The organism is Achromobacter sp. D10 (assembly GCF_035282245.1).
GTDB classification, from domain to species: domain Bacteria; phylum Pseudomonadota; class Gammaproteobacteria; order Burkholderiales; family Burkholderiaceae_B; genus Achromobacter; species Achromobacter insolitus.
Genome location: NZ_JAYJLE010000001.1, coordinates 644,080 through 656,578 on the forward strand (window position 1 = coordinate 644,080; position 12,499 = coordinate 656,578).

The 12,499-nt window shown below is 64.6% G+C and carries 14 protein-coding genes; 10 read left to right on the forward strand and 4 right to left on the reverse strand.

Annotation, left to right across the window (positions count from 1 at the left end; genetic code table 11):
• From VCS63_RS03095 to VCS63_RS03115, 5 genes are all read left to right on the forward strand, one after another.
• A complete protein-coding gene (locus VCS63_RS03095; protein ID WP_323878382.1) occupies window positions 1–456 on the forward strand; it encodes a DoxX family protein in 456 nt (151 codons plus the stop codon).
• Between the two features lie 356 nt (window positions 457–812).
• The gene (locus VCS63_RS03100) at window positions 813–1,664 is read left to right on the forward strand and encodes an ABC transporter substrate-binding protein (RefSeq protein ID WP_323878384.1); all 852 of its coding nucleotides are present in this window, start codon (window positions 813–815) and stop codon (window positions 1,662–1,664) included.
• 22 nt (window positions 1,665–1,686) lie between these two features.
• Window positions 1,687–3,195, forward strand: a complete 1,509-nt coding sequence (locus tag VCS63_RS03105; protein ID WP_323878387.1) for an amino acid ABC transporter permease/ATP-binding protein — start codon at window positions 1,687–1,689, stop codon at window positions 3,193–3,195.
• A complete protein-coding gene (locus tag VCS63_RS03110; RefSeq protein ID WP_323878390.1) occupies window positions 3,179–4,513 on the forward strand; it encodes an amidase family protein in 1,335 nt (444 codons plus the stop codon). Before VCS63_RS03105 ends, VCS63_RS03110 begins: the two co-directional genes overlap by 17 nt.
• A gap of 42 nt (window positions 4,514–4,555) precedes the next feature.
• Window positions 4,556–4,957: an ectoine synthase gene (locus tag VCS63_RS03115; protein WP_063961608.1), complete on the forward strand. Its 402-nt coding sequence runs from the start codon at window positions 4,556–4,558 to the stop codon at window positions 4,955–4,957.
• Window positions 4,958–4,981: 24 nt separating this feature from the next.
• Here VCS63_RS03115 and VCS63_RS03120 read toward each other — a convergent pair whose 3' ends face one another.
• The 3 genes from VCS63_RS03120 to VCS63_RS03130 form a co-directional block, all read right to left on the reverse strand.
• Complete coding sequence (locus VCS63_RS03120; protein WP_063639132.1) at window positions 4,982–5,656, reverse strand: GntR family transcriptional regulator; 675 nt, start codon at window positions 5,654–5,656, stop codon at window positions 4,982–4,984.
• A gap of 53 nt (window positions 5,657–5,709) precedes the next feature.
• Window positions 5,710–6,555: an urea carboxylase-associated family protein gene (locus tag VCS63_RS03125; protein WP_042795839.1), complete on the reverse strand. Its 846-nt coding sequence runs from the start codon at window positions 6,553–6,555 to the stop codon at window positions 5,710–5,712.
• Between the two features lie 96 nt (window positions 6,556–6,651).
• Window positions 6,652–7,575, reverse strand: a complete 924-nt coding sequence (locus VCS63_RS03130) for a LysR family transcriptional regulator (RefSeq protein WP_063961655.1) — start codon at window positions 7,573–7,575, stop codon at window positions 6,652–6,654.
• 164 nt (window positions 7,576–7,739) lie between these two features.
• Here VCS63_RS03130 and VCS63_RS03135 point away from each other — a divergent pair, with 164 nt between their 5' ends.
• Window positions 7,740–8,222: a VOC family protein gene (locus tag VCS63_RS03135; protein ID WP_042795836.1), complete on the forward strand. Its 483-nt coding sequence runs from the start codon at window positions 7,740–7,742 to the stop codon at window positions 8,220–8,222.
• Between the two features lie 18 nt (window positions 8,223–8,240).
• Window positions 8,241–8,909 (forward strand): flavin reductase family protein, encoded by a 669-nt coding sequence (locus VCS63_RS03140; RefSeq protein WP_042795835.1) that lies wholly within the window; start codon window positions 8,241–8,243, stop codon window positions 8,907–8,909.
• A 23-nt stretch (window positions 8,910–8,932) separates the two neighbouring features.
• On the opposite strand, the gene VCS63_RS03145 is transcribed toward VCS63_RS03140, so the two are convergent.
• Complete coding sequence (locus tag VCS63_RS03145) at window positions 8,933–9,865, reverse strand: LysR substrate-binding domain-containing protein (protein WP_063639133.1); 933 nt, start codon at window positions 9,863–9,865, stop codon at window positions 8,933–8,935.
• 171 nt (window positions 9,866–10,036) lie between these two features.
• Between VCS63_RS03145 and VCS63_RS03150 the strand changes: the two genes are divergently transcribed.
• The 3 genes from VCS63_RS03150 (at window position 10,037) to VCS63_RS03160 (ending at window position 12,487) form a co-directional block, all read left to right on the forward strand.
• Window positions 10,037–10,948 (forward strand): amino acid ABC transporter substrate-binding protein, encoded by a 912-nt coding sequence (locus VCS63_RS03150; RefSeq protein ID WP_042795834.1) that lies wholly within the window; start codon window positions 10,037–10,039, stop codon window positions 10,946–10,948.
• 93 nt (window positions 10,949–11,041) lie between these two features.
• Complete coding sequence (locus tag VCS63_RS03155) at window positions 11,042–11,788, forward strand: amino acid ABC transporter permease (protein ID WP_063639134.1); 747 nt, start codon at window positions 11,042–11,044, stop codon at window positions 11,786–11,788.
• A 9-nt stretch (window positions 11,789–11,797) separates the two neighbouring features.
• On the forward strand, window positions 11,798–12,487 hold the full coding sequence (locus VCS63_RS03160) for an amino acid ABC transporter permease (protein ID WP_063639135.1): 690 nt from the start codon (window positions 11,798–11,800) through the stop codon (window positions 12,485–12,487).
• The last annotated feature ends 12 nt before the right edge of the window (window positions 12,488–12,499 follow it).

Genomic DNA, 12,499 nt, shown 5'->3' on the forward strand with positions numbered 1-12,499 from the left:
ATGAATGCTTCCTTCCGATGGGAACGGCGGCTGGCCGACCGGGCTCGTCCGCTGTTCGGCGCGGCCGCGGTCCGCTTCCTGGCTTATCTGGGGCTGTGCGCCGCTTACATCCAGGGAGGCTTGGTGAAGCTCACCGATTTTCCTGGAGCGCTGCGCGAAATGGCGCACTTCGGCCTGTCACCCGAGCCGCTGTTCGCCGTGCTGGTGATTGCGTTGGAGCTGGTGGCCTCCATCATGATCCTGGCCGGCCGGCTGCGTTGGCTGGGCGCCTTGGCGCTGGCGGCCTTCACGCTGGTGGCGACGGGCATCGCGTTGCGCTTTTGGGAAATGCCCGCGGGGCAAGAGCGCTTCATGGCGGCCAACTCGTTTTTCGAGCACCTGGGCCTGGCGGGCGGCTTGCTGTTGGTGGCGTGGCTGGATCTGCGGGTATCGAAGTCCGGCGGCGCTGCGTCCTGAGAGATAAGGGCCAGTCCGGATAGCGGCCTTTGGCCGAAGTCCCTGGCCCTTGACTGGCTGCGTAGAGACGGCCATTGCTCGCCTTGCGCGAGCCATTCCCCTACTTGGCACGATCCTGGTCGATCGGGTTCCGATCGCCGTCATTGCGCGCGCCTGTTCGTCGTGCGGCGGGCACGGGCCGACAGCCGGGAAATCTGCCGCACCTGGCGAAAACGCTAGGGAAAATACCCATATCCGCTGTGTTCGCGTTGCCGGAAAATCGCAAAAATTGTTCAACAATCCTGATGCGAAAAATACCTCCCGGTATAGGCAGATTCAGTCTGGTCGCGGCTCTCAGGGCGTTCCAAGGGAAAAACATGCTCACTCAGATTCTGGTGGCGTCGCGTCGAGGCGTCGCTCTCGCACTGGCCGCGTTCATGTTGTGCACGGCAACTCCCGTGGTGTTTGGCGCCGGCACCATCAAGGCAGACAGCCTGACGATAGGTTCCGATCTCACCTACCCGCCCTATGCCTATATGGAAGGCGGAAAGCCCGCAGGTTTCGATGCGGACTTCTCCCGGCTGCTGGCGTCCAAGCTGTCCCTGCAGCCCGTGTTCGTCGACACGCGCTTTCCCGACCTGATCCTGGGCATGCGGGCGCGCCGGTTCGATACCGTCGCGTCGGCGCTTTACGTTACGCCTGAGCGCACCAAGTTGATCGATTTCATTCCTTACCTGAAGACCGGTGCATCGCTGCTGGTGCTGGCCAGTAGCCAGTACGCCCCTGCGGGGCCGGAGGCGCTCTGCGGCAAGCGTGTGGCCTCAATCAAGGGGGCCTCGTGGACGCCGAAGCTGCAGAAGGTCTCGCGCGAGACTTGCGTGCCCAAGGGCCAGGGAGAGATCAAGGTACTGGAATTTCCGACCTCTCCCGAGGCGATGATGGCGCTGCGTTCGCAGGCGGCGGACGCGATGATCGAGGACGCCGCGGTGGTGCACGGCATGCTGACGCAGTCCAAAGACAGCTTGAAAGTGACCTCGACTTCCCTGCTTTATCCGATCGTGATCGGGCTGGGGATCAACAAGGAATCGAAAGAACTGCAGGGCGCGCTGAACGGGGCGCTGCAGCGCGCACGCGACAGCGGCGAGTACCAGGCGCTGTTGGCGCGTTACGGGCTGGAGGAACCGTCCGCCGCGGAAATCCAGGCCGCCCTGGCGGGTCCGGCGCGTTAACGCCGCGACAGGATCCGCGACCATGCATTTCGACTGGGACTATGCCGTCAGCCTGCTCTGGGACACCGACTTCTGGAAGGCGTGCTGGGTGGTGGTAAAGCTGAGCACGGCAACGTGGGTGATAGGCGTGGCGGCGGGCTTTCTGCTGGCGCTGGGCAAGCAAGCGAAGAACCCTTTCATCAGCCGTCTGGCGGGTCTGTACATCTGGTTCTTCCGCAGCCTGCCGCTGTTGGTGCTGCTGGTGTTCATCTACAACCTGCCGCAGGTATTCCCCGCAGCAGGTGCGCTATTGTCGGACCCGTTCTACGCCGGGCTGACCGCCTTGGTCGTGAGCGAAACGGCCTTCATCGCCGAGATCCACCGCGGTGGCATCCTGGGCGTGCCGCGCGGGCAGATAGAGGCGGGGCGCGCGTTGGGCATACGCTATGCCGGCATCCAGCGCATGATCGTGATTCCGCAGGCACTGCGAATCGCCCTGCCCGCCTTGAGCAACGAGTTCATCACGATCGCCAAGCTGACGTCGTTGGTCTCGGTAATCTCGCTGGCAGAGATACTGCTGGTAGGCCAGCGCTTGTACACGCAGAATTTCCTGGTGTTCGAGACCATGCTGGCCGTGGCGTTGTACTACGTGCTGATCGTCACGCTGTTCGACAAGCTGTTGGGCTGGCTGGAGTCGCACATGAACATCTTGCGGCGCGCGCCCAAGCCGCTGGCATTGAACGAAGAAGCGCGGCGGCAGATACAGGAAGGACAGTCCGGACCAGCACTGACGGCCACGGGCGACGCGCCCGCCCTGGAGGTGCGGCAGGCCCGCAAGCGCTTTGGCGACCATGAGGTGCTCAAGGGCATAGACCTCACGGTCAAGGCCGGGGAAGTCATCAGCATCATCGGTCCGTCCGGTTCGGGCAAGACGTCTTTGATACGAACCTTGAATGGCTTGGAGACGCTGGACGGCGGCGAAGTGCTGTTGCATGGCAAACCCTTCCTGGGATCGTCGCGGACCGGTGCGCAGGCGGGCCCTGGGGATCGCATCCTCGATATTGGCATGGTGTTCCAGAGCTTCAACCTGTTTCCGCACAAGACAGTGCTGCAGAACGTCATGTTGGCGCCGCAATACCACCGGCGCGGCAACGCAGAGGTGTTGCGCCGCGAAGCGCTGGTGCTGCTCAACAAGGTGGGCATGCTGGATCACGCGCACAAATATCCACATCAACTTTCGGGTGGCCAGCAGCAACGCGTGGCGATCGCCCGCGCGCTGGCCATGCGCCCTTCCATCATGCTGTTCGACGAGCCAACGTCGGCACTGGATCCGGAGTTGGTCGCCGAAGTTCTCAAAGTGGTGGAAACGCTCGCGCGCGAAGGCATGACGATGCTGACAGTGACGCATGAGATGGGGTTCGCGTTCAAGGTGTCCGATCGCGTGGTGTTCATGGAGGGTGGACGCGTGCTGCTGGACGCGCCGCCGGCCGAGGTGTTGGCAAGCGCGGACCCGCGCGTCAAGGACTTTCTAAGCCATGTCCATGTTTCCTGAACGGCGCGACGTTGCGCTGCGCGCGGTGTCCGCTTGCCTGGAACGGGCGGCGGCCGACCCCGCGAGCGCCGCCCTGGCCATGGTGTCGCGCCGCGACGAGGTTGCGTTGGCCGAAGCGCGGGCGCGCGACGCTTTGCGCGCGCTAACTCCGGACGACGAGCCCCTGGCCGGCATGGTGCTGGGCGTCAAGGCCTGTTTCGATGTGCGGGGGTGGACGACGCACGCGGGTTCGCGGGTGCTGGCCGACGCGCCGGCGGCCAGCAGGGATGCCGCGCTGGTGCGTGGGCTGCGGCGTGCGGGAGCGGTTCTGCTGGCGCAGAACAATATGACCGAGTTCGCCTATGGCGCGCTGGGACTGAATGGCCGGTTCGGCACGCCGTTGTCGCCGCTGTTGACCGATGTGCCGCGCGTCGCCGGAGGCTCCAGTAGCGGCGGAGCGGTTGCGGTGGCACGGGGCATGGTGAACGTAGCGCTAGCGTCGGACACGAGCGGGTCGGCACGCATTCCCGCGGCGTTTTGCGGTGTCGCGGGCTTCAAGCCGTCGCATGGGCGATACGAGGACGCGGGCATGATGTATCTGTCGCCTACCTTCGATGTGCCCGGCATCATCGCTGCAAGCGCCGCTCAATGCCTGCGTGTGGACAAGGTGCTGGCGCCATGGGATACCGCGGCGTCTGCATCGGGCGACTGCGGCGCGAAGCCGCTGACAGGCAGGGTGTTCGTGGTGCCGGACCACGTAGAGGAGCTGCTGGACGCAGACGTCAGGACCGCGTTTGCCATATGGTTGGAGCGCCTGATGGATGCCGGCGCTGTGCTGCGCCGCATACCGATGCCTTGTCTGGCGCAGGCTGGCCGCGTGGCGCGGGACGGCGGGATCATCGCGGCCGACGCCTACGCCCTGCATGCGTCCCGTTTGGCGGCGGACGCTGCTCGCTACGATCCTCGCGTGGGACCACGCATGTTGTTGGGGGCGCAAGTGCCGGCGCACGTCTATATCGCTGCGCGACGCCGGCTGGCGGAATTGCGCCGGGAGTACGACGATGCTGTCGCAGGCGCGGACGCCGTGTTGACGCCGACGGTGCCCATGCTGCCTCCGCCGGTCGCGCTGCTGGCTGACGACGACATCTATCTACGCGAGAACGCGCGTGCATTCAGCCTGACGGAATTTGCCAATCGCCTGGACCTGCCCAGCATTTCCTTGCCAGGCGGTCTGGCGACGCCGCAGGCTGTGGGCCTGATGGCGACCGGCCTGCGTCGCGGCGACCGAGCCTTGTTATTGGCAGCCATGCAGATTGAGGATGCCCTCGGATCCTCGTGACGCAGACATCGACTTTCATCCAACTGTTCCCGGATCCCACCTATGATAGTTATCCACAGCGACGAACTCACCAACACCGAACGCCACGCCCGCGGGCCGGGCTGGGAAAGCAGACGCATGATCGTCAAGCGCGACGGCATCGGGTATTCAGTGCATGAAACGCGAGTCTTCGAAGGTGCAGAGCTGCACCTGCACTACAAGCACCATTACGAGGCAAACTATTGCATGGAAGGCGAAGGCGAGGTGCTGGACGTGGCCACGGGCGCCACGCACGCCATACGGCCGGGCACCTTATACGCCTTGGACAAGAACGATCAACATGTGCTTCGGGCAGTGAAGGGCGATCTGCGCCTGGTTTGTGTGTTCAATCCACCGTTGAGCGGAGAGGAAACGCACCGGGAGGACGGCAGCTATGCCGAACCTGTAGCAGACGCGCGCGCCTAGGGCCTTGTCGGCCCGCGGCGCGTCCTACTTGGCCTGCTGCTTCAGGCGCGTCAGTACGGCCATCAGCGTGCGTTCGGAGTCGTCGAGATAGTCAGCGAGCGCTTGTGCGGCCAGGTCGCGCCGGCCCTCCACCAATAGGCCGTGGATGCGGCGCTCGCGTTCGATCCAGTCGGGGGTCTGGATAAGGCTTTCATCGACCTCCGATGCAAATACCAGGCGTAGCTGTGCACAAAGCGTGAGGAAGAACTCGTCCAGCAGACGGCTGCCGAGCTGCGCGACGATATGCTGGTGCACCTGCAGGCTCAGCGTGCCGACATTGCGCCATTTCTTCCTGGCAAGCGCGCGTTCGGCCGCATCAATGGCTGTGAGCATCTTGTCCAGCAACGCAGGCTGCAACGGGAGGCTGCCGGAGATGGCCTGCAGTTCCAGGGCGCGGCGGGCCGCGTAGATCTCGCGCAGATCCTTGCGTTCCATGCGGCGGACCACCACCCCCTTATGGCGGATGAATGTTGCCAGCCCTTCGCGGCCCAGCTGGTGCAGGACTTCACGGATGGTGTTGCGCGACGCGCCATAGTCAGCGGCCAGATCGACTTCGACCAATTGCGTGCCCGGGGGCAGCTTGCCTTCCATGATGTCATCGCGCAGCTGGTGGCTGATGCGTTCGGCGATCGAGATTCCGGTGTCGCGTTCGGCGGGCATGATGGCATGGGCTCCTTGCAAGGCGCCGCGGCGTGGCCGGGCGCCTCTTGTTGTTATTTCCACTCGACCCTTTCAGGGTGCAGTCCGTGGACGCCCTTATACGGTGAAACCTCGGGCGGTGTCCAGCCTTGCAGCAGGGCTGGGTCCAACGCATAGACCTCCACGCCCAGAGGGCGGCATACGTCGATGGGATCGCGCGCATCGGGGCCCCACATTGGCACGGACAAATCGCCCCCGGGGCAGGTCGACATCGCGCAGAGCAGGTCCATCTCGGCAAAGAACTCCAGGTAGTCGCCTGGCTTGGCCGGACATGCCTTCATGAAGTATTTGTCGTCGTCGTTCAGTCCGGTGACCTGGAACACGTTGAGCACATCATGGACGTCGAATTCCGTCAGGCCATGCGGCGCCACGGCGCGTGTCAGATTGGAATGGCAATGGAAGTGGAAGTCCTCGCCCGTTAGCAGCTTGTTGACGTAGGGGTCGCAACGCGTGCCCAGCAGATCGTGCACCCGTCCGCCATCGCTGTCCTTGCCGTAGCCGGCCAGCGTGTCGTCGGTGATCGTGACCATGGGGCGCAGGTACGGCAGCGTGGACCAGATGCGGTCGTGCGTGCTGACATGTGCCTGCTGCAATTGGCGGGTCCGGGACGCCCACATGCGTTCGCGCGGATTGTGCAGGTTCCACATATTGAAGTCCGCCACTTGCGGGCCTTCGAGCGTGACGATGCGAAAGACATGGCCCGCGGGAACCTTCCAGGCAAATCCGCTGCGGATAGGAACGATGTGCGATTCAACGAGTTTGCGTTGCGCTGGGTCGGCGACGAGTGTCCGGTAGAAATCCCGGTCCACATTCAATACCGAACCCTTGCTCACCTGGTACGCCGCGGGGTAATTCGACATGTCCTGCCTCCTGAAAACCCTCCTGGATCCGATGCCAGGATTGTTGAACAATTGTGAGGCAGTATACAGGAGAGAAACAGGCCGGGAACCCTCTTTTTATGGGGTCGAGAGAGCTTCGGGAGGCGTGCCGCAGACCTGCTTGATGGTCTGCCGCAGCCACCGGTGCGCGGGGTCGCTGTCCAGCCGCGGGGGCCAGGCCTGCACGAGCGTGACCGGGCGCATCGGCACCGGGACCTGGAAGGCGTGCAGCTTCAAGCCCAGGCGTTCGACGCCGGGCATGAGGTTTTCGGGCATGGATGGCAGCACCAGGTCGGAATCGGCCAGGGCGAAGATGGCGGCATGGAAGGTGGGCGTGATCAGCGAGACGTGGCGCGCCAGCCCGAGTTCTTCCAGGGTGTCGTCGATCGGTCCCCGCGCACGTCCGCGGCGCGACACGCTGACATGGTCATAGGCGCAGAAGCGTTGCGGGGTGATGGGCGCCTTGAAGATAGGATGCTCCTTGCGCGCCAGACCGCAGAAGGCGGTGGTGAACAGGGTCTGCACCTTGATGTCGGCGCCGAATTTCTGGGAAGAGCCGATATAGAGGTCGGCATCGCCGCTGAGCGCGTCGGCGTCATGATTGCCCTCGGAGACGAAACGCAGCACGGCGCGCGGCGCATAGCGGCGCAGGTGCTCGCGCAGCCGGCCGCCGTAGCCCCCGACGAAAACGTCATTGGCGCGCAAGGTGAAGGCCCGCGTCAGGGTCGCCAGATTGACGTCCTCGCCGAAGGCGGTGAAGACGGCCTGCGCCTGTTCGATCACGTGACGAACCTGGGCATGCAGCGCCAGCGCCCGGGGCGTGGGCGCCAGGCCGCGACCGGAGCGCACCAGGACAGGGTCGCCGACGGCTTCCCGGATGCGCGCCAGGCTGCGGCTCATGGCGGGGGTGCTCAGGTTCAGCCGGCGCGCCGCGCCGACGACGCTGCCTTCCTGGATCAGCACGTCCAGCGTCAACAGCAGGTTCAGGTCTAGCGGTTTCATGTGGCCAAGCATAGCGCGGCGGGTAAACGAGGCGGCCATTCCAGGGTTGCGTCTTATGCACTTCTGGATTGCGCCGGGCGGCATTCCCCAGCGTTGCGTCCGGGACCAAGATTCGAGCCGTGGCCGCGCGTGGATGCGGGCCGATGAAAACCAAGGAGAGACAAATGGCGCTGGAAGTTCTGGAACTGCATCATCACGCCGTGCGCATGTCGCTGGACAAGGTCGCGGCCATGGGCGCGTTCTATGGAGACGTGCTGGGACTGGACACGGACCGTGGCCGCTGGGAGATTCCGGGCATCGCCGGGTACTTCCTGGACATGGGCAATGACTGCCAGATCCACCTGCTGGGCAGCGACGGCCCCTCGCCCTATTCCCAAGGCCCGGGCTGTGATCCTGTGGAAAACCACGTGGCGCTGGCCGTGCGCGATATCGCGGCGGCCGAGACGGAACTGCAGCGCCTCGCCGTGGACTACTGGAAGCTGGACAACGTCGCGGCGCCCGAGCTCATGCAGCTATTCCTGCGCGATCCGGTGGGCAACCTGATCGAGCTGCATCAGATTGGCCGCTGCCGCTGCAAGCGCAGCGACCGCGCCTTTGCCGACGCCAAGGCCGCGCAAGGCGCCGCGCCCACGCAGGGCCGGGGTTGAGGGGCCTGGGGATAAGCCATGTTCATCGATCTGAATGACCTGGCGGGCCCGGCGCGCTACAAGCTGCTGACTGCGGCCATCGTGCCGCGGCCCATTGCCTGGATCGTGTCGCGCGACGCCGCAGGGACGACGAACGTGGCGCCGTTCTCGTTTTTCAACCTGATGTCCGGCGATCCTCCGCTGATCTGCGTCGGCATCGGGGTGCGCGGCGACGCGCCCAAGGACACGGCGCGCAACATCGCCGAACGCGGGGAGTTCACGGTGAGCCTGGTTTCCGCGCCGCAGGCAGGACGCATGAATGTGACCGCCGTGGATTTTCCGGCGGGCGTGGACGAGTCCCGCGAAGCCGGCCTGGAGCTGTCACCATCACGGCGTATCGAAGTGCCCTGGGTGGCGCAGTCTCCGGTGGCGTTCGAATGCCGCGTGCATGAATTGATGCGCATCGACCGCCGCAGCCTGATCGTCGCGCAGGTGGCGGCCATGCACGTGCGTGACGACGTGGTGGCGGACCGGGAACACCTGTATTTGAATGGCCCGGCGATGGACCTGCTGGCGCGCCTGCACAACCCGGGCTGGTACTGTCGGCCGCAGGCGGACTTCCAGATGCCCCAGCTGACGCTGGCGCAATGGGAAGCGCTGAAGCAGTCCGGGGAGGCCGAGCGGTATCTGGAGCAAGGCAAGATCTAGAACGGGAAACACCCGGGCGGGCGTCACCGCCCCGGCCGCGCCTTCAGGTCCCCCATCTCTTCCAGCATGAGCTGGTGTGCGTAGCGTGAAAACACGCTGACCAGCCGCGTGCGGGTGTGGTACGGCGGATACAACAGCGCCACCGTCACGGGCACGGCGGGGCTGAAGGGGCGGATTTCAACGTTGTGCGCGGCGTATTCCTCGCGCGCGGCCAGCGGGTTGATGAGCGCCACCCCCAGGCCCGCGCCCACCAGGGCGCAGATGGACGAACCCAGGCCGGCTTCGGCCACGATCTGGCGTTCGATCTTGGCAGACTTGAACACGGCGTCGATCTTTTCGCGCAGGGGGGTGCCGCTGGTGAAGGCCACGAACGGCTCGCCGGCGAAGTCGGCGGGCTTGAGCTTCTTCAGCCTGGTCAGGCGGTGGCCCTTGGGCACCACCGCCACGCAACTCATCGTCAGCACGGGTTCGACCTGGATTCCTGGGGAGTCTCCCGACAGCATGGCCAGCCCCGTGTCGCAGAACCCCGAACTGATCCAGTTGTGCACCGTGCTGGCATTGCCGGAATGGATGGACACCATCACGTCCGGATACTCCGTCTTGAAGGCGGCGACGATGCGCGCCAGCAGGCCGCCGGCCAGCCGCGGCATGGCGGCCACGCTCAGGCGGCTGGCGCTGAACGAGCGGATGCTGGCCGCCGCCGATTCCAGGCCGGCCAGGCCGATGAAGGTTTTCTCCACTTCCTGAAAGAAGCGCGATCCGTCCTGAGTGGGGGTCAGGCGGCTGCCATTGCGGTCGAACAAGGCGAACTGGGTAATGGCTTCCAATTGCGCAATTAAGCGGCTAACGTGCGGCTGCGAGGTGTGCACGCGCCGCGCGGCGGCGGTCATTGAGCCGGTCATCATGACGGCGCGGAACGCCTCGATGTGCCTCAGGCCCATCCGTGGAATGGCCATGTCAAATCCGTATAGAGGAATACTCGATTGGAACTGGATAAAACCATACCGCTAGTTGATACTTTTCGCCAGCCGCGGGGCTCATCGCGGGACGAGGCGGTCTTCAGCCACGCTGGAGCCGCTGATCGTGAACATAAGCATGCGCCGCTCGAACGGCGCCAAGGGAATCAGATGAAAGCACTTGCTGCGATCTCCGTCGCCGCGGCCCTACTTGGCAGCGCCGCATCCGCCCACGCCGAAGGCCCCAGCCGCCTGGACAAGATCAAGGAAACCGGCGTGATCACGCTGGGCCATCCGGAGACCTCGGTCCCCTTCGCCTATCTTGACGGCAACCAGAAGCCGATCGGCTACACGGTGGAGATCTGCCAGGAAGTCGCGCAATACGTGAAGGCCGCGTTGAAGCTGCCGAAGCTTGAGGTTCGCTACAACCCGACCACGTCGGCCACACGCATCCCGCTGCTGGCCAACGGCACCATCGACCTGGAATGCGGCAACACCACCAACAACCTCGAACGCCACAAGCTGGTGTCGTTCGCGCCCACGACCTTCGTGGCACAGGTGGTGCTGGTGGCGCGCAAGGACGGCGGCGTCGACCCCAACAACCTGGAGTCGTTCCGCGGCAAATCCATTGCCGCGCAAGCCGGCGGACAGACCTTCCGCCTGATCTCGCAGCTCAATGCCAAGGGCAACCTGGGCATCACCATGGCGCCCACCAAGGACACGGCCGAGACGATCCTGATGGTGGAGTCGGGCCGCGCCGCGGGTTCGGCCAACGACGACGGCATTGCCTATGGCGCGGTCGCTTCGTCGAAGAATCCCGACGCCTTCGTGATCGGTACCAAGGGGCTGGAAATGGCACCCTACGGCATCATGGAACCCAAGGACGATCCCGCCTTCAAGAAGGTAGTGGACGATGCCGTGCGCGACCTGATCAAGTCGGGCAAGGTAGCCGCCATCTACGACAAGTACTTCAATTCGCCGATCCCGCCCAAGCAGATCAACCTGAAGTACCCCATGAGCGATGCCCTGAAGCGCGCGCTGGCCAATCCGACGGATTCCGGCGACCCCAAGGCGTACGAGTAAGCAGGCTGGCGGCGGGGCGCGGGGCGTCCCGCTGCCGCCGGGCCAGACGCCGGCCGCCAGCCGCGCGGCCGGCATCGCCATCAAGGGACGGGCATGAACTACAACTGGAGTTGGAGCGTCTTCCTGGATATGTCGCCGGACGGCGTGCATACCTTCCTGGAGACGATCTTCATCGGCGTGGGCTGGACATTGGCGCTGGCCCTGAGCGCATGGGTGTTCTCGCTATTGCTGGGGTCGTGGCTGGGGGTGATGCGCACGGCCAGTTCGCGCCTGATGAATGCGCTGGGCGCAACCTATGTAGAGGTGTTTCGCAACATCCCGCTGCTGGTGCAGATGTTCCTGTGGTATTTCGTGCTGCCGGAATTGCTGCCGCATGCCTGGGGCCTGGCGATGAAGCAGATGCCGCAGCCTTGGGGCCAGTTCGTGCCCGCCGTGCTGTGCCTGGGGTTTTACGGGTCGGCACGCGTGGCCGAGCAATTGCGCGCAGGCATACAGTCCCTGCCGCGGGGCCAATTCCAGGCGGGCACCGCCCTGGGCCTGACCGAGGCGCAGGTGTATCGCTACATCATTCTGCCGGAGGCGTTCCGCATCGTGCTGCCGCCGCTGACCTCCGAGTTCATGGGCACCATCAAGTATTCGTCGGTGGCACTGACGATAGGGCTGTTGGAGCTGACGGGCCAGGCCCGTTCGATGGCGGAATTCAGCTTCCACATCTTCGAGGCATTCTCCGCGGCCACGGTGATCTACCTGATCATCAACGGCATGGTGGTGCTGGGCATGCGCATGCTCGAGCGCCATGTCGCGGTGCCCGGACTGATCGGTTCGGCGAAAAGGCCCTAGGGAAGCGACATGGGCAAATTCGATTTCGACGTGATATGGACAGCGCTGCCCTATCTGTTCCAGACGGGCATGACGTTCACGCTGACACTGACGGTGCTGGCCGCGGTAATGGGCCTCGCGCTGGGCACGCTGCTGGCCATGATGCGGTTGTCGCGGTTCAGGATATTGTCGGTGCCGGCGGGCATCTACGTGAACGTGATGCGTTCGATCCCGCTCTTGCTGGTGATCTTCTGGTTCTATTTCCTGGTGCCCTACATTGCCGCCTGGGTGGTGGGTTCGCCCACGCCGCTGCGCGTGGGGGCGTTCAACTCGGCCGTGATCACCTTCACCTTGTTCGAGGCCGCGTATTTCTGCGAAATCATGCGCGCGGGCATACAGTCGATCGCGCGCGGCCAGGTGTCGGCCAGCATGGCGCTGGGGCTGAACCACTGGCAGGGCATGCGCTACGTGGTGCTGCCGCAGGCGTTTCGCAACATGCTGCCGGCGCTTCTGACGCGCATCATCATTCTGTTCCAGGACACCTCGCTGGTGTATGTGCTGTCCTTGACCGACTTCCTGGGCGCGGCCGCCAAGATCGGTCAGCGCGACGGGCGCCTGGTTGAGCTCTATCTGTTCGTGGCGGTGGTGTATTTCGTGATCTGCTTCACGGCGTCCCGCCTGGTCAAGCTGCTGGAAAAGCGCACGCGGGTGCTGCGCTAGCGCGGACCTTCC